This window comes from Jatrophihabitans sp. sgz311053 (assembly GCF_056135305.1).
In genome coordinates this window covers 1,519,966-1,536,585 of record NZ_JBWAXP010000002.1, presented here as the reverse complement: position 1 = coordinate 1,536,585, position 16,620 = coordinate 1,519,966, and the positions used below count along the sequence as shown (strand labels likewise).

At 73.0% G+C, this 16,620-nt stretch carries 18 protein-coding genes; 8 read left to right on the top strand and 10 right to left on the bottom strand.

What is annotated here, in order from left to right:
- Window positions 1-11 precede the first annotated feature (11 nt).
- A complete protein-coding gene (gene eccD / locus AC0NZQ_RS16160; protein ID WP_474530979.1) occupies window positions 12-1,406 on the top strand; it encodes a type VII secretion integral membrane protein EccD in 1,395 nt (464 codons plus the stop codon).
- Window positions 1,407-1,465: 59 nt separating this feature from the next.
- On the opposite strand, the gene AC0NZQ_RS16155 is transcribed toward eccD, so the two are convergent.
- Both AC0NZQ_RS16155 and AC0NZQ_RS16150 read right to left on the bottom strand, forming a co-directional pair.
- Complete coding sequence (locus AC0NZQ_RS16155) at window positions 1,466-2,152, bottom strand: hypothetical protein (protein ID WP_474530978.1); 687 nt, start codon at window positions 2,150-2,152, stop codon at window positions 1,466-1,468.
- A complete protein-coding gene (locus tag AC0NZQ_RS16150) occupies window positions 2,149-3,252 on the bottom strand; it encodes a type VII secretion protein EccE (RefSeq protein WP_474530977.1) in 1,104 nt (367 codons plus the stop codon). The genes AC0NZQ_RS16155 and AC0NZQ_RS16150 overlap by 4 nt, the downstream gene beginning before the upstream one ends.
- 94 nt (window positions 3,253-3,346) lie before the next feature.
- On the opposite strand from AC0NZQ_RS16150, the gene eccB reads away from it, so the two are divergent.
- The 7 genes from eccB to AC0NZQ_RS16115 all read left to right on the top strand — a co-directional run bounded on the left by eccB (window position 3,347) and on the right by AC0NZQ_RS16115 (window position 7,965).
- Window positions 3,347-4,750 (top strand): type VII secretion protein EccB, encoded by a 1,404-nt coding sequence (gene eccB, locus AC0NZQ_RS16145; RefSeq protein ID WP_474530975.1) that lies wholly within the window; start codon window positions 3,347-3,349, stop codon window positions 4,748-4,750.
- A 155-nt stretch (window positions 4,751-4,905) separates the two neighbouring features.
- Window positions 4,906-5,217 carry a WXG100 family type VII secretion target gene (locus AC0NZQ_RS16140; RefSeq protein ID WP_474530974.1) on the top strand — a complete coding sequence of 104 codons (312 nt, stop codon included), beginning with the start codon at window positions 4,906-4,908 and terminating at the stop codon, window positions 5,215-5,217.
- Between the two features lie 49 nt (window positions 5,218-5,266).
- Window positions 5,267-5,554 (top strand): WXG100 family type VII secretion target, encoded by a 288-nt coding sequence (locus AC0NZQ_RS16135; RefSeq protein ID WP_474530973.1) that lies wholly within the window; start codon window positions 5,267-5,269, stop codon window positions 5,552-5,554.
- Between the two features lie 92 nt (window positions 5,555-5,646).
- Window positions 5,647-5,958, top strand: coding sequence for a WXG100 family type VII secretion target (locus AC0NZQ_RS16130; protein WP_474530972.1), 312 nt, complete (start codon window positions 5,647-5,649; stop codon window positions 5,956-5,958).
- 13 nt (window positions 5,959-5,971) lie between these two features.
- Window positions 5,972-6,253, top strand: coding sequence for a WXG100 family type VII secretion target (locus AC0NZQ_RS16125; protein ID WP_474530969.1), 282 nt, complete (start codon window positions 5,972-5,974; stop codon window positions 6,251-6,253).
- A gap of 6 nt (window positions 6,254-6,259) precedes the next feature.
- The gene (locus tag AC0NZQ_RS16120; RefSeq protein WP_474530966.1) at window positions 6,260-6,625 is read left to right on the top strand and encodes a hypothetical protein; all 366 of its coding nucleotides are present in this window, start codon (window positions 6,260-6,262) and stop codon (window positions 6,623-6,625) included.
- Between the two features lie 5 nt (window positions 6,626-6,630).
- Window positions 6,631-7,965, top strand: a complete 1,335-nt coding sequence (locus AC0NZQ_RS16115) for a WXG100 family type VII secretion target (protein WP_474530965.1) — start codon at window positions 6,631-6,633, stop codon at window positions 7,963-7,965.
- 421 nt (window positions 7,966-8,386) lie between these two features.
- Here AC0NZQ_RS16115 and AC0NZQ_RS16110 read toward each other — a convergent pair whose 3' ends face one another.
- The 8 genes from AC0NZQ_RS16110 to AC0NZQ_RS16075 form a co-directional block, all read right to left on the bottom strand.
- Entirely contained in the window at window positions 8,387-9,625 is a 1,239-nt protein-coding gene (locus AC0NZQ_RS16110; RefSeq protein WP_474530964.1) for a S8 family peptidase, read from the bottom strand.
- A gap of 52 nt (window positions 9,626-9,677) precedes the next feature.
- Window positions 9,678-11,141 carry a S8 family serine peptidase gene (locus tag AC0NZQ_RS16105; protein ID WP_474530963.1) on the bottom strand — a complete coding sequence of 488 codons (1,464 nt, stop codon included), beginning with the start codon at window positions 11,139-11,141 and terminating at the stop codon, window positions 9,678-9,680.
- On the bottom strand, window positions 11,138-12,382 hold the full coding sequence (locus AC0NZQ_RS16100) for a S8 family serine peptidase (protein WP_474530962.1): 1,245 nt from the start codon (window positions 12,380-12,382) through the stop codon (window positions 11,138-11,140). The genes AC0NZQ_RS16105 and AC0NZQ_RS16100 overlap by 4 nt, the downstream gene beginning before the upstream one ends.
- 20 nt (window positions 12,383-12,402) lie before the next feature.
- A complete protein-coding gene (gene tatA, locus AC0NZQ_RS16095; RefSeq protein WP_474530961.1) occupies window positions 12,403-12,723 on the bottom strand; it encodes a Sec-independent protein translocase subunit TatA in 321 nt (106 codons plus the stop codon).
- A 105-nt stretch (window positions 12,724-12,828) separates the two neighbouring features.
- Window positions 12,829-14,250 carry a GTPase HflX gene (gene hflX, locus AC0NZQ_RS16090; protein ID WP_474530959.1) on the bottom strand — a complete coding sequence of 474 codons (1,422 nt, stop codon included), beginning with the start codon at window positions 14,248-14,250 and terminating at the stop codon, window positions 12,829-12,831.
- Entirely contained in the window at window positions 14,247-15,110 is an 864-nt protein-coding gene (dapF, locus tag AC0NZQ_RS16085) for a diaminopimelate epimerase (RefSeq protein ID WP_474530958.1), read from the bottom strand. The genes hflX and dapF overlap by 4 nt, the downstream gene beginning before the upstream one ends.
- Window positions 15,107-16,024, bottom strand: a complete 918-nt coding sequence (gene miaA, locus AC0NZQ_RS16080; protein ID WP_474530957.1) for a tRNA (adenosine(37)-N6)-dimethylallyltransferase MiaA — start codon at window positions 16,022-16,024, stop codon at window positions 15,107-15,109. Before miaA ends, dapF begins: the two co-directional genes overlap by 4 nt.
- Entirely contained in the window at window positions 16,017-16,580 is a 564-nt protein-coding gene (locus tag AC0NZQ_RS16075) for a class III extradiol ring-cleavage dioxygenase family protein (RefSeq protein WP_474530956.1), read from the bottom strand. The genes miaA and AC0NZQ_RS16075 overlap by 8 nt, the downstream gene beginning before the upstream one ends.
- Window positions 16,581-16,620 lie beyond the last annotated feature (40 nt).

Sequence of the window (16,620 nt, the reverse complement as noted above, 5' to 3'; positions counted from 1 at the left end):
GAGGAGGGGCGATGTCCGCGAGCGTGGTCGCCAACAGCTGCCGGCTGACGATCATCTCGTCGCACCTGCGGGTGGACCTCGCCGTGCCGCTGCAGCTGTCGGTGGCCGAACTGCTCACCATCGTGGTGGGCAGTCTCGGCCGCGAGACCGCCGACCAGGGCGCCGCCGAGGGCGGCTGGGTGCTGCAGCGCGCCGGCGAGAGCCCGCTGGACCCCGGCACCACGCTCGCCGCCAGCCAGCTGCGCGACGGCGACACGCTGCACCTGCGGACCCGCGCCAGCCACCTGCCCGAGCTCGCCTTCGACGACGTGCTGGAGGCCGTCGCCACCGGGGTGCTCACCCGTACCGTGCGGTGGCGCCCGGAGCACACCATGCGCGCCGCGGCGAGCCTGGCCGGCGTCCTGGTCGCGGTCACCCTGCTGGGGCTGCTGGGCAGCGGCCCGGGCTGGCTGCTGCCGACGGTCGTGGCGGGTGTCGCCGCGGCCCTCTTCGCGCTGGCGGCGATCGCCGTGGCCAGGTTCTACGGCCGCCGCGTCCCGGCGCTGGCCGCCGGCGGCTTCGCAGTCGCTTACGCCGCGGCGGCCGGCGCCGTCGGCGTCGGTGGCGACCGGTCGCTGCTGGACTTCGGCGCGCCGCAGGTCCTCGTCGCCTCCGGGGCGGCGACCCTGGTGGCGGCTGTCCTGCTCGCCGTGCTGGGCGTGGGCGTCGCCGGCTTCGTCGGCGTCGTCACGCTGGGCGTGCTCGGCGCTGTCGGCACCACCATCGCCACGGCCACGACCCTCTCCGGTCCGGCCACCGCGGCCATCGTCGCCACCGTCGCGCTGGCCTTCTCGCCGTTCCTGCCGGCGCTGTCGTTCCGGCTCTCCCGGCTGCCGCTGCCGACCATCCCGCAGGACGCCGCCGACCTGCGCCGCGATACCGGAACGGTCGACTCGCAGCAGATCCTGGCGCAGGCAGTCCGTGCCGACTCCTACCTCACGGGGCTGATCTCCGGCGTGGCCGCCGCCATCGCGGGCTCGGCGGTGGTCATCGCCGGCCACGGGATCACCGAGGAGATCCTCGCCGTCATCCTGGGCCTCATCACGCTGCTGCGCGCCCGCCTCTTCACCGGGCGCGCGCAGCGGATCGCCCTGCTCGCGGCGGGCGCGGTGGCGCTGCTCGCCGTCCTCGTGACCGCCACCGCGGACGCCACCGGCAACGCCCGCCTGCTCGGCTACCTGGCCCCGGCCGCCGCGCTCGCCCTCGTCCTCGTCGGGCTGGCGGTGACGCTGCCCGGCCGCCGGTACACGCCGGGCATCGGTCGCGCCGCCGACATCCTCGAATCCCTGCTGGTGCTCTCGGTGATCCCGCTGGGCCTGGCCGTCATGGGTGTCTACGGCGCGGCCCGCGGGTTGCCCAAGCCCTGAGACCGATCGGCGCCCGCCTGCGACGCCGCTCTCGCCCGTCCGCGCTCGCCGGGGCGGAGCTACGGCAGCACCCTCGCACCTGGCGAGCCGAAGCCCCGCGCCCGCTCCAGCAGCGCGGCCTCGGCCGAGGTCGGATCCAGCGAGACCACCGCCACACCGCTGCCGGGACCGGTGGGGGCACCGCGGCGACGCAGGATCGCGAACGACGACGCGTCGAGGCGGGCCAGCGGCTCGGCGCCGCCGCGCGGGAGGCCGAAGCCGGCAGCGAGGGCGCGGGTGGTCTCGGCGGCGACGGCACCGAAGACGGCGAGGTCGTAGCGAGCCAGCGACGACAGCTCCGACGGCGCCCACTGCGAGCGGATGTCCAGCCGGCACTGCCACGGCCTGATCTCGATCGGCGTGCGTCCCTCGACGGGGCGGTCGTCCACGATCAGCCCCGGACCGCCGGTGGGACGCAACTCGTCCGCGCCGGGCAGGACGCGGCTGCCCGGCAGGCCGGCCGCCAGCGGCTGCCACAGCTGCGGCCGGCTCGTCACCACCTGTACCGGGACACCGGCGGCGGCCGCCCGGACGACGACGAGCTGGGCCGGGAGAACCCGGGCTGCGACCACGACCCGGGTGCCGCCGACGCGGAAGAGTCGCAGCGTCACCGGCCCGTCCGGACCCCGGCCGAAGCGCACGCCGGAGGCCGGAGCCTCGACGCGCGCGCCGGGCTGCCACTCCAGCGAGACGATCCCGTTCCTCACACCCGCTCCCCGAGACCCAGCGGCGTGGTGGCGCGCAGCAGCTCGGCCTGCTCGCCGACGGCGCGCTGCATGGTGAGGTCGTAGGCCGGCGCGAGCACCGCCAGCGAGGCGTAGGCGTCGGTGGGCGGGCGGTCGTCCGGTGCGCTCATCCGCACCAGCATGGTGGCCTCGACCGCGCCCCGACGACCGGGACGCAGCACCAGGCAGGTGCCGACCACCGGCGTCGGCGCCGCCGCGGCCAGCTGGGCCACCCGCTCGGCGATGTCCGGACCGCGGCCCGACACCGCGAAGGTGCTCGACCAGGTGCCACCCACCCGGACGTCGCGCCACCCCTCGCTGACCGGGTCGGGACGGTGGCCGGTGCGCTCGGCCACCGGTCCCATCCAGGTGCCGAAGAGGCCGGCGACACCGTCCTCGTCCAGGCGGCGCACGGCGACGTCCGCGGTGGCCATCACCTGCTCGGTGGTCACTGCGCAGCGCCGCATGATCTGCCTGATGGCCGGATCCGGGGCGCCGCGGTCGGCGATGGCCGCGGCGGCGCGGCGGGTGTCCAGGGTGATGAGGCAGTACCGCGCCACGAGCCGCGGCAGCGGGGCGGCGGGGCCGGCCGGTGCCTGGCCGACCGTCGCCGCCGGCGTGGCGAGGGTGAAGAGCCGGACACTCGACATCGGCACCCCTTCGATGTCCAACAGCCCGGCGAGCAGGTCCAGCGGGACGGCGGCATCGTCGTTGGTGACGCCGTCGAGGGTCAGCACCAGCGGCAGCGTCCAGGTCGTGCCGGCCCGGACCACCGCCACATCGCTGCCGCCGCGGCTGCCCTCGATACGCTCGATGCGATAGTCGCCCAGCAGCCCGGCCAGCGGCGCCGACCCCGTCCCCGCGACACCCCGCAGCCGGCGCGTGCGTCGCAGCAACCCCCACCGCGAGACCGCCACCTGGTACAGCCAGCGGCGGTCGCGGGGCACGAGGGCCAGCGGCAACAGCACGACCGCGGCCACGATGCCGGCGTAGTACCAGGCCGGCCCGAGCGCGTGGCCGCCGAGCACGGCGGCCGCCGCAGCCTCGACCAGCACCAGCTGCGTCATGGTGGCTCTCGGCATCTGCTCTCCTCCCCGCGGTCCCACGTGCACCGTATTGTTCGACGCACCGTCTCGGAAACCGACGCCCCGGCCGGGGCAGGAAGGACCGGCACCCGTGCAGACCCGACGCGATCAGCTGCAGGCGTACCGGTTCCAGAGTCGTCGGGCGCTGGCGGCGCTCATCACCGGCGAGCCCAACATCGTCGACCCGCCGATGCGGCGGCTGACCATCACCACGATCTCCGGGATCATGATCGCCGTCCTCGTCACGGTCGGCTTCACCGTCTTCGGACTCATCCGCCCGAAGGCCGGCGACTCGTGGAAGGAGGCCGGCTCGATCATCGTCGACGTCGACACCGGCACCAACTACGTCTACATCGACGGCAAGCTCCACTCGATCGCCAACTACACCTCCGGCGTGCTGGCCCTCGGCGGCACGCAGCGCGCCAGGATCGTCAAGGTCGACAGCAGCGATATCGCCGGCGTCCCGCGGGAGCCGCAGATCGGCGTGATCGGCCTGCCCGAGTCGCTGCCCGACGCCGACGACCTGATCAGCTCTCCGCTCACCGCCTGCTCGCGTCAGCAGGTCACCTCCCCCGGCCAGGTCGGCGTCGAGGTCACCGTCCACCTCGGCGACGACGTCGGGGCCCGGACGCTGCCGGCCTCGCAGGCCGTCCTCGTCGACACCGGCAGCGGGTCGCAGAGCTACCTGCTCTACGACGGCCACCGCCTCGCTGTCCCCGCCGGTCGGGTCGCCACGTCGCTGGGCTACGCCGACGAGCAGCCGCTGCGGGTGGGACGGGCCTTCCTCGACACCATCCCGCAGGGACCGGCGCTGGCTCCGCCGAGCCTGCCCGGCGCCGGCTCGTCGGCTCGGCGGACGGGAGTGGACGCCGTCGTCGGGCAGCTCGTCCGCACCTCGAGCGGCCGCTACTTCGTGGCGATGCCGGACGGCCTGGCCGCGGTCACCCCGGTGCAGCGGGCGCTGCTGCAGACGCTGCCGCTCGGACCGAACGGCGCCCTGCTCGACCCGGTGTCGGCCTCGGAGAGCACGGTGCTCTCGCAGCCGAGCCGCCAGTGGCAGTCGATCGTCACCGACCAGCTGAGTGGGCTGCCCGGCACCATCCCGGTGATCGCCGCCGCCCCCGCCGGCAGTGGCGGGATCTGCGCGCAGTTCCGGGCCGGGTCGGACGAACCCCGCCTCGCGGTGCCGCCGAGCCGGCTGCCCTCGTTCCGCGTGACCGCCGTCAGCGAGAGCGCGCAGTCGCAACGCGGCCTCGCCGACGACGTCGTCGTCCCGCCCGGCCGCGCGGCCCTGCTCGGCGCGATCGGGACCTCCCCCACCGTCTACCTCGTCGGCGACTCCGGTACGAAGTTCGCGGCCTCGTCCAATGCCATCCTGGCGGGCTTCGGCTACAGCAGCGACGACGTCACCAAGGTGCCGGCCGCGCTGCTCGCGCTGCTGCGGTCCGGTCCGGCGCTGAGCCAGCGCGAGGCGCTGCGGCGCGTCGGCAGCTGACCTGGTCCGGGGTCCATCCCCGGTGACGGGGACTCCTCCCCGGGCCCGGGCAGCGACAGGGGAAGTAGTCCCCACGCGTTCCACTGGCGTGCCCGCAGGCCCCTTCGTATGGTCATTTCACCAGCAGGAAACGACACGCGTGAGAGGGGAACGGCATGAGCCAGTTCACTACCAGCCAGGAAGCCATGCAGCAGGGCGCGACCAAGGTCGACGACGCGTCCAACCAGATCCAGGGGCACATCCAGAACCTGCGCTCCGAGGTCGAGACCATGATGGGCGGCTGGCGCGGCGAGGCCTCCAACGCCTTCACCGGGGTGCACCAGGCCTTCGAGCAGCAGGCCAACAAGATCAACCAGGCGCTGCGGCAGATGCACGAGGCCCTCGTCTCGACCCACCGCACCTACGGCACGCAGGAAGCCGACGAGACCTCGACGATGACCGGCCTCGCCGGCCAGATCAACGGCTGACCCGCCGCACTCCGGCACCCACCGACTTTCTTTTCCGAGAGGAACCATCATGAGCGAGATCAAGGTCCAGTTCGAGTCCCTGGCCACCGGTGAGCAGGGCATCCGCAACAACTACGCCAAGCTGACCGCCACCCTCGACCAGCTCGAGAGCGACCTGCAGCCGATGATCAACAGCTGGTCCGGCCAGGCGCAGGAGTCCTACCTGCAGTGCAAGAAGCAGTGGGACGACGCCGCGCAGGCGCTGTCGGTCGTGCTGAACAACATCGGTCAGGCCGTCGGCAAGGCTCACGAGAACTACCGCGCCGCCGAGAACGCGGCTGCCAACAACTGGTCGTGATCCCGCCGGCGGGCCGGTCGCAAACGAGACCGGTCCGCGGTGGGTGAACGGTCCGCGGGGCACGCCACGCCTCGCCGGAAGGACTTGGGGAGATGACCATCTTGCGCGTCAACACCGAACTGATCGCCGCGGGCGCGTCGAAGATCCAGAACGCCCTCGACGACATCGACACCGTGCTGAACCTGCTGGGCAAGGACGTCAGCACCATGCTCAGCGCGTGGTCGGGTGACGCGGCGAGCGCCCACGCGAAGATGCACGAGCGCTTCGGCAACGACGCCGCGACCATCCGCAACTCGCTGATCGAGATGCGCGCGGCGCTGCTGCGGACCCACGCGATCTACACCGGGCAGGAGTCGCAGCAGACTGGCGACCACACCCTGATGACCAGCCAGATCCAGGCCTGAGGGAGGCAACGACATGATCTACGTCGACCACGACAAGCTTGACGCCGCCGCGCAGGACTTCGGCAAGCGGCACGACGCCCTCGAAGGCATCCTGGACCGGCTCGAGGCGGATCTCGCCCCCATGGTCGCCGGCTGGGAGGGCTCGGCCCAGGTGCTCTACGTGGAGAAGAAGGCCGCGTGGGAGAAGGCGTCCCGCGACCTGAACAACCTCCTCAAGAGCATCAAGGACGTCACCCGCGACGCGCACGACGGTTACCGCAAGACCGTCACCACCAACGCGCAGATGTGGGCGTGACCGGAGATGACGAAGCTGACCAAGGTCGAGCTCGACACGCTCAAGAGCGTGCTGGACGACCTGAACGACCTGCAGAGCGAGATGGGCAAGTCCTCCGGCGCGGCGGCCCACATGGGCGACATCACCTCCATCCGTAGCGGTCTGGGACCGCTGGTGGACAACGCCGGCGCGAGCCTGGCCCAGTACGTCGACGCCCGCACCGAGGCGATCCGCGGGGTCTTCCAGCGTTCCGGCCAGGGCCTCGGCACCGTCATCGGGCTGCTGAGCACGACGATCACCAACTACGAGACCAACGAGAACAGTCACCGGCAGGCCGCCGACGGCACCGACACCAGCGGCGGCGGCGCGAGCACCGGCGACGGGAAGGGCTGACGGTCATGGCTCTGACAGCGAGCGACGGCGGTGGCGGCGGGATCGGCGGCGGCTTCCCCGGCAACCCCAAGTACTACGACCCCGGCATCATCCACGGCGCCGGCGGCGGGCAGGTCGGCGGCTCGCTCGACGCACCGTCGGCGGTGGAGAGCGCCGGCCGCGACCTGCTGGTCGGCGTCGGCGGCGGAATGATCATGGACATGATCGGGTCCGGCGCCTTCGACAAGGTCCACGACGCCATGTCGCAGGCCAACCCCGAGCAGCTGACCCAGATGGCGACGGCCTGGGGCAACGTCCGCACCGCGGCCGACAACCATCAGGTCGCCCTCGCCTCGGCCATCAGCAAGCTGGAGTCCGCATGGGAGGGTGACGACGCCGACACGGCGCTGCCCATCATGCGGGGGCTGCACGCCACGATGGCTCGACAGGTCTCGAACGCGGCTCGCATGCAGAGCGCCTTCCAGAACATGGCGCAGAACATGACCTCGATGAAGAACACCTACGGTCACGGCCAGAGCGTGGCCGGCTTCATCGGCAACTCCGTCACCGGCGGGGACGACCGCGCCGCGGCGCACGACTACAACTCCCTGCTGCAGGCATTCAAGTCCGACATGGACGTCATGCCCGACACGGTGCCCTCCGAGATCAAGGTCGACGGCCAGTACGGCTCCAGCCAGAGCGCGGCGACGCCGGGCCTCGGCTCGCCCGGCGGCGCCCCGTCGATGGGTGGCCCCGGCTCGGCGGCCCATGTGGGGGGCCCCACGTCGCCGACCATCGGCAAGCCGCCGGAGCTGGACAACAACAGCACCCTGACGCATCCCGACCGCAACGACGACGACATCGACGGGACCCGTCCGGAGATCACCGACCCGGGTCGGAACGACTACACCCCCACCCCGTACGACCCGTCGTCCTACGACCCGTCCGGCTACGACCCCTCGCACTACTCCGGCGGTGGCGCGGGCATCAGTCCCGGTGGCGCCGGTCTGAACACCGACGGCTCGCTGGCCGGGCTCGGCGGCGGAGCAGGCGCGCTCGGCGGCGGCGCGGGCGGTGCCGGCCTCGGCGGGCTCGACCCCAACGCCGCGGGTGCGGGCGCCGGCGCGGGTCTCGGCGGCGGCGCCAACGGCGCGCTCGGGGCCGGCAGCGGTGCCGGTGGCTTCGGTCCCGGCGCCGGTGGGACGGCCGGCGGCGCGGCCGGCGTGGGCGGGCGCGGCATGATGATGCCGATGCACGGCCAGCACGGCGGCGACGACGACGAGCGGGAGCGCACCACCTGGCTCTCCGAGGACGACGACATCTGGGGCGCCGAGGAGAACCTGCCCGGCGTCATCCACTGACCGCCTCGGCCCCGTCTGGGCCGAGTGGACGATCCGCCTCGGCCCCGTCTACACCGAGTGGACGATCCGCCTCGGCCCCGTCTACACCGAGTGGACGATCCGCCTCGGCCCCGTCTGCGCCGAGTGGTCAATTCCGCTCGGCCCCGTCTGCGCCGAGTGGTCGGTCCGCCTCGGCCCCGTCTGCGCCGAGTGGTCGATTCTTCGGCCGAGTGGTCGCACCGTGTGCGACCACTCGGCCCCGGAATCGGCCACTCGGCTACGTGATGGGCCACTCGGCCCCGGAATCGACCACTCGGCTACGTGATGGGCCACTCCACTTCGGAATCGACCACTCGGCTCCGTGATGGGCCACTCCGCTCCGTAACGGGCCGGTCGGCGCGGGAAGGCATCACGGGTAAGCAGGGGCGGGACGGGGGCCGGATCAGCTCGTTGGCGGAACCGGTCCCCGCGGTCGGCGACGCGCTCGGGTGGCCAGCAGGACGAATCCGATGACGACGACGATCACGACGGCGGCGAGCAGGGCCTTAACCGACGACGACAAGCCGCCGGTGTCCTGCCGGCCCGTGGCGCTCGACGACGTCGGCGCGGTGCTCGGGGCCGTCGTCGGGGCAACCGTGGTGCCGCTGCTCGGACCCGCCGCGCGGAGATGCTGCTCGATCTCGTCGTAGATCGGGTTCTTCGCCCCCGCCGGCGGCGCGTCGGTGAGGCCGTAACGGGGCAGGAACTCGCCGTAGCCGAGCCGGTCGTCGATCCGCTTCGCGAAGATCTTGCCGCCCAGCTTGTTCGACACGTTGTAGAGCGCGCGGGTGACGATCTGACGCGCCGAGTCGTCGGGGAATTTCGAGCGCATCAGCGCAAAAGAACCCGCCACGATGGCCGACGCGATGCTTGTCCCCTGCGCGTCCGAGGCGGAGAGCGTGTTGTTCAAGAACAGCGACGTCATGCCCTCTGCCGGGGCGACGAAATCGACCTGCGGGCCGTAGTTGCTGCGCGAGTACGGCACCAGCCCGGCGGACTTGGCCAGTCCCCCCACCGCCAGCACCCCGACGCACGACGCCGGGGAGTCGACCTGACCGGCGCCGTCGTTGCCGCTGGAGGCGACGAGGATGACGTCCTTGCGCACGGCGTAGTCGACGGCCTGCTGCACCGCGCTCGAGCAGCCACCGGTGATGCCGAGCGACATGTTGATCACGGCGGCGCCACGGTCGGTGGCGTAGCGGATTCCCTTGGCGACGTTCTCGTCGGGAATGCGGTCGCTCGACCCGACCACCACCGGCAGGATTCTCGAGTCCGGCGCGACCCCGCGCATCCCCGCACCCTCGCCGGTTCCCGCGATAAAGCCTGCCATCGAGGTGCCGTGGCCGAAGTAGGCAGCGCCGTCGGGCTGGTCGGTGCGACCGTCCCCGCCGCCCTGGTACGAGGCGCCGGCAACGACTCGCCCGGCGAGGTCGGGCAGGCTGGCCTTGACGCCGGTGTCCAGCACGGCGACGGTGACGCCCTTGCCGGTGCTTACCGCGTTGGCCTTGGCAATCTCGAGCTTGCCGTACCACCACTGCCCGGCGGGCAGCGCGGACGCGGGAGTTCCGCTGGCCGCGACCGCGGCGGTGAGGACGGCAGTGGTGATCACGGCGCCGGCTCGGCGCGCTGCGGTGGCTCGCACGGACTCACCCTAACGAGCCGAGCGGCACGAATCGGACACCTGCCACCCGACCTCAGCGAGGTCGCGGGCGGCCGGGCGCGGGTCGGGGTCGGCCGACGACGCCGGCGGACGGCTCGCTGAGCGGCTCGACGGACGGGTCGGCGAAGGGCTCGACGGACGGCTCGGCGGACGGCTCGGTCAGCGGCCCGGCGGACGGCTCGGTGAGCGGCTCGACGGACTGGTCGACGAACGGCTCGGTGAGCGGCTCGACGGACGGCTCGGTGGCAGCGACCGGCCGGACATCACGCCGACGCTGCCGTCGGCGAGCAGCCAGGGCGACGAGCAGCGCGAGCAGGGCCGCGCCAGCCAACCCCGCGGCAACGGCCGGGGCCGCGGTCGAACCGCCGTCCGAACCGTCGTCCGACGTCGCATCCGACGCGGCATCCGAGGGCGGCCGGGACGCCTCGCCCGCCGGTGGTGTGCTCGCCGCGGCAGCCCGGGACGGCGTGCTTGCGCCGCCAGCCGCCGGCCGGCCGAGCCGCCGATCGATCTGGTCGTAGATCGGGTTGCGGGCGTCCGGCGGCGGGGCCTCGGTGAGGGCGAAGCGCGGCAGCAGCGCGCCGTAGCCGATCCGGTCATCGACACGCGTGCCGTACCTGTCCCGACCGGCGCCGCTCTGGACCGTGTACATCGCGCGGGTGACGATCTGCCGGGCCGAGGCCCGCGGGAAGCGGGCGCGCAGCAGCGCGAAGACCCCGGAGGCGAGCGCAGCGGCCTCGCTGGTGCCGCTGCTGTCGGGGTTGGAGAGCTGATCGGTGAGCAGCAGCGCCCGCAGATTCTGCGCCGGCGCGACGAAGTCGATGTCGGCTCCGGTCGTCTGCCCGCGCCACGACGTGAGGGTCGACGACGCCGCCAGTCCCCCGATGCCGATCACCCCGACGCAGTTGGCCGGATGGTTGGTGGGGCCACCCGGCGTGTTGCCCACCGCGGCCACCACGATGACGTCGTGCCGGTTGGCGTAGTCGACGGCGCGCTGCTGTGCCGCCGGACAGCGCCCGGCCTCGCCGGCGGAGACGTTGACGATCCCGGCGCCGTGATCGACGGCCCACATGATGCCCCGGCCGATCGCCGCCGTGTCGAAGGCCTTGCCGTCGGCCGAGACGCCGACCGGAAGGATCTTCGCGCCCGGCGCGACCCCCAGCATGCCGGCGCCCCTGCCGGTACCGCCGATGAGCGCCGCAACCTCGGTGCCGTGGCCGACGATCGTCGAGGACGGATCGGCGACGTCGCTGCGGGCGTCGCCTCGTCCGACGTAGGACTTGCCCGGCAGGACGCGGCCGGTGAGGTCGCCGAGCGCCGCCTCCACCCCGGTGTCGACGACGCCGACGGTGATGCCCGTCCCCGTGCTGATGCGATGCGCGCCCTGCAGGTCGTAGTAGCGGTACCACCACGAGTCGTTCGGATAGGCGCCGGCCGGTGCCGGCAGCGTCGTCGCGGCGAGCAGCAGGGCGACGAGTCCGGCCGCAGCCCGTCTCACCCCGCCGCCGGCGGGACGGCCGTCCCGTGCTGCCCGTGACGGCCACGGAGCACGGCAGCCGCCGCCATCACCAGCGCCGTGAGGCCGAAGAACCCGAAGGCGAGGGCGAGCGTGCGGTTGCGAGCGGTGTGGTCCGGCGCCACCGGCGGCACCGGGGCCGCGACGGCCGACGGCCGCGGCGCGCTGTCGTCACGGGCAGGCAGCGCGGCGCGCAGCGAGGTCACCGCCAGGTACGGGTCGAGGACGCCGTAGCCCCAGCTGGGGCTGGGGACGGTGGCCGGCGGTGCCTCGGCTGTGGCCTCGAGCCGGTCCCGCAGCTGACTCGCGGTAAGGCCCGGGTTCTCGCCGAGCACCAGGGCGGCCACGCCCGAGACGTAGGGCGCGGCGTAACTGGTGCCTGACTCGACGAGGTACCCGCCGTCGAGGGCGACCGTCTGGACCAGGTCACCGGGCGCCGCGATACCGACCGAGGAGCGCGAGCTCGAGTACGGCGCGATGGTGTTGTCCTGCTTCAGGGCCGCGACCGCCACCACGTTGTCGAAGCGCGAGGCGTAGGCGGCCGGATACACCGGCAGCCCGTTGGCGTTCTGCTGGTCGTTGCCGGCGGCGGCGACGATGAGGATGCCGGCGTCGCGGGCCCGCTGGACCGCGGCGCGCAGCACCGGCACGTCCACCGGCAGCGCGAGCGAGACGTTGATGATCTTGACCTTGGCCGCCACGGCAAGGTCGATACCGCGGGCTACGTCCGCGGTGGTGACCTGCTCGCCGTTGGTGACCTTGATCGGCACCAGCCGCGCCCGCGGCGCGACGCCGACGAAGTCGGGGTGTCGTTGATCGGGCTGGGCCACGATGATGGCCGACACCTTGGTGCCGTGACCGATGCAGTCTTTGTAGCGACGGCCGGGGTCGTTGCGCAGCGAGCTGCGCTGCGAGGCGACGTCGGCCCCTCGAAGCTGCGGGTTGGTGCCGTCGAAGCCGCTGTCGACCACCGCCACCGGGACGCCGGCACCGGTGCGTTCGTCACGTCCCGTGGCGAACGAACTGGTCCGAGCCAGGTCGAGGCGCTGCAGCGCCCAGGTGGAGCGGGGGGCGCTGCTGCCCGGGGTGCGCTTGCAGGAGTCGGGATCGAAGGTCGGTGCCTGCGCAAGACGGCCCGCGGCTGCCGCCGGGCTCGGCAGCAGCGACGTCAGGACCACCAGCAGGCACGCCGCCAGCGCCGCGGTGAGGGCGCGCGCGGTCACGACGGCAGGCAGGACCTGAGTCAGCGGCTGACGCGGGGGCCCGGCGCCGGACGGGGACGCGAGCCGGCGGCGTCGGGGTTGCGGACGACCTCGGCCCGCGGGATCTCGCGCGCCGGGGCGGGCCGGGGCGCGAGCTGCTTGGGCTCGGCCGGCTCGTCGCGGGCCTCCCGGGCGTGTTCGCGGGCCGCGTCGTCCTCGTTCATGCCCTTGATCTCGGTCTTGAAGACGCGCAGCGAGCGGCCGAAGGAGCGGGCCATGTCGGGCAGCTGCTTCCAGCCGAAGAACAGGAACGCGGCCACGACGGCGACCACCACGATGTGCCAGATGGAGATTGCACCCACGGCTGCCTCCTCGGGGGCGATGACGAGCGAACGGCACCTACGTTACGCGGTCCGGAGCGACCCCGCGGCGTCGTACGGGTGGCGCACAGGTGGACGACGGCCGACTCAGGGCACGCCGGCCGACGCGAAGGGCCGCAGCAGCTCGGCGAGCGCAGCGTCGACGCGGGCATGGACGAGCGTGCCGCCGCCGGTGTGCTCGGTCGCCAGGACCTCGCCGCGCTCGTGCAGCCGCGCCACCAGATCCCCACGGGTGTACGGGACCAGGACGGTGACCTCGATGTCCGGGCGGGGCAGCCGGGAGTCGATGCGCTGCCGCAGCTCGGCGAGGTTGGCGCCGGTCCGCGCTGAGACGAAGACGGCGTCGGGCACCAGGGACCGCAGCCGCAGCAGCACCTCGGGCTCGGCCGCGTCGGACTTGTTGAAGACGATCTGCTCGGCGATGTCGGCGGTGCCGGGGATGTCGGCGATGACCTCACGGACAGCGCGGATCTGCGCCTCGGGATCGGCGTCGGCGGCATCGACGACGTGGACGATGAGGTCGGCGTCGGCCACCTCTTCCAGCGTCGACCGGAAGGCCTCGACGAGCTGCGTGGGCAGGTGCCGGACGAAGCCGACCGTGTCGGCCAGCGTGTACTCGCGGCCGTCCCCGGTCTCGGCCCGCCGGACGGTGGGGTCGAGGGTGGCGAAGAGGGCGTTCTCGACGAGGACACCGGCGTTGGTGAGGCGATTCAGCAACGACGACTTGCCGGCGTTCGTGTAGCCGGCCAGGACGACGCTCGGCGCCCGTCGCGTCGCCCGCTGCGAACGTTTCACGTCGCGGGCGGTCTTCATCTCCTTGATCTCGTTGCGCAGCTTGGCGATGCGGGAGTTGATCCGGCGGCGGTCGATCTCGATCTTCGTCTCACCGGGGCCGCGGCCGCCGATGCCGACGCCGTTGGCCGCCCGACCGCCGACCTGGCGCGACAGCGACTCACCCCAGCCGCGCAACCGCGGCAGCATGTACTGCATCTGGGCCAGCTCGACCTGCGCCTTGCCCTCCTTGGAGCGGGCGTGCTGGGCGAAGATGTCCAGGATCAGTGCCGTCCGGTCGACGACCTTCACCTTCACGACACCCTCCAGCTGACGCAGCTGGCCCGGCGTGAGCTCACCGTCGCAGACAACGGTGTCGGCACCCTCGGCCAGCACGATGTCGCGGAGCTCCTTGGCCTTGCCGGAGCCGAGGTAGGTGGCCGGGTCGGGCCTGTCCCGGCGCTGGATCACGCCGTCGAGCACCTGCGAACCGGCAGTCTCGGCCAGCTTGGCGAGCTCGGTGAGGGAGTTCTCGGCTTCGGCCAGGGTGCCGGTGGTCCAGACGCCGCAGAGCACCACCCGCTCCAGCCGGAGCTGCCGGTACTCGACCTCGGTGACGTCCTGGAGCTCGGTGGACAGGCCCGCCACACGGCGCAGCGCCGACCGTTCGTCCAGGACGAAGTCGCCGTCGGCATCGCGCAAGTCGTCGCGGGGGTTGTCACGGAAGTCGTCAGTCATCGTCCTTCGATGATCCCACGCCACCAGCCCTCGTCCACCTCGATTTCGCCGACGAGCACTGCGGGGCCGGTGAGCTCGACGTCGTCGGTGCGCCAGACGACCTCGCAGCTGCCACCCGGCACGTCGACGCGCCACGGGACGCCGTCGGCCCCGACACCGTCGTCCAGCGCGGTGGCGACAGCGGCGGCACAGATCCCGGTGCCGCAGGAGCGTGTCTCCCCCGAGCCGCGCTCGTGCACCCGCATCTGCAGGTGGCGCGGACCCAGCCGGACCACGAACTCGACGTTCTGCCCCTCGGGCAACGGTGGCACGACCTCGGGCGGGCGGGAGAGGTCCAGGGCGTCGAGGGTCGCGATGTCCGGCACCGGCACGACGACGTGCGGATTCGGGATGGTCAGCGCGGTGCCCTCGGCGGCGAAGCCGGGACGGTCGGCGCTGGGAGCGGCGGTGGCGATCGGCCGGTCGGCAAGGACCCGGGGCAAGCCCATCAACACAGTGACGTTTCCGTCCCCGCGGGCTCGCACACGTCGAATCCCGCCGCGAGTCGCCACCGCCGCTGACTGCTCAACGAGCGAGTGGTGCAGAAGGTATCGATGAAAAACTCGCGCGCCGTTCCCGCACATCTCGGCGACGCTGCCGTCGGCGTTGCGATAGTCCATGAAGAACTCCGCCTCGCCGGCGAACTCCTTGCCTTCCGGGTCGTTCTCGCTGCGGACGACCCGGAGCACGCCGTCGGCGCCGAAGCCGGCGCGGCGGTCGCAGAGGGCGGCCACGGCCGCCGGGGTGAGCTCGATCGCGCCGTCGAGATCGGCGAGGACGAGGAAGTCGTTCTCGGTGCCGTGCCCCTTCGTCAGCTTCACGATTCCAGCCTACGGATCGCAGCGTCGAGCAGCCCCGGATCGGCGCCGTCGAGCCAGTGGACGCGTGGATCGCGGCGGAACCAGGTCCGCTGCCGCTTCACGAAGCGGCGGGTGCCGAGGACGGTGAGCTCGGTCGCCTCGGCCAGATCACCGGTGATCGTCCCGTCGTCGGCCATGACGGCGAGCAGCTGCTGATACCCCAGCGCCTTGCCCGCGGTGGGACTGTCGCGCAGCCCGGCCGGGAGCAGGCCGCGGATCTCCTCGATCAGTCCCCCGGCCAGCATGCGGTCCACGCGCGTGGCGACCCGATCCCGCAGGTCGGCGCGGTCCAGGCCCAGCTGCACGGTGTCGTAGACCGACTCGAAACCCGGCATCCGTGCGACGAAGGGGCGACCGGTGAGCTCGATGACCTCCAGCGCCCGGACGATGCGCCGCCCGTTGGAGGGCAGGATCGCCGCCGCCGCCACCGGATCGCGCTCGGCCAGCCTGGCGTGGAGGGCCTCGGGACCCTGCTCGTCCAGGGCGGCGTAGAGACCGGCCCGCAGCGCCGGCGACTCGCCGGGGAACTCGAGCTTGTCCAGGGCGCCGCGCAGGTACAGACCGGAACCACCGACGATCACCGGGACCTTCCCGCGACCGGCGATCTCGTCGATGACGTCGCGGGCCATCGCCTGGTACTGCGCCACCGCCGCCGACTTGGCCAGCGGCCAGACGTCGAGCAGGTGGTGCGGTACTCCCCCGCGCTCCTCGGGGCGGAGCTTGGCGGTGCCGACGTCCATGCCCCGATAGAGCTGCATCGAGTCGGCGTTGACGATCTCGCCGTCCAGCCGCTGCGCCAGCGCCACCGCCAGATCGCTCTTGCCGGTAGCGGTAGGGCCGACCACCGCGACGACCCGGGTACCGAGGTCAGGCACGAGGCGTCCAGACGGCGACGAGGTAGCCGACGCCGAAGGGGGCGTCGTCGTAGAGCAGTCGGCCGTGCCAGCTGGTCCCGGCCAGCCACGCGGCGGCGGTCCGCCAGGCCGGGACACCCGCCGCCAGCAGCTCCGCGCCCAGGGTCTCGTCGAGACCGGCCAGCGCGGCGGCGTCGCCGCCGGCGAGCGCGGCCGCGACGCTCGCGTCGAAGCCGGCCGCGCGCTGGTCGAGATAGCCGGGTGCCTTCTCGGTGCGCCGGGCGCTGCCGTCACCGACCACGACGAGCGTCCCGATCGGCTGCGGACGGCTGGCGCCGGGCGCGATCGTCACCGGTTCGGATCCGAGCGCATCGCTGAGCGCATCGGCCACCAGCCAGCGCCCGATCCCCGCGCCAGCGGCGTCGGCGAGGACCACGACATCGCCGCGCTGCTGCCCGACGCCGCGAATCGCAGCACGGCAGGCCTGGCGGAGCGGCCCCAGCTCGACGTCCAGACCGCGGCCGACCTCAGGATCCAGCGCCGGGGCCTGCGGGACGAAGGCGACACCGGTGATCACAGCCGTTCAGGCTAGTGGTCGTGTGCCCCGGTCACGCGCA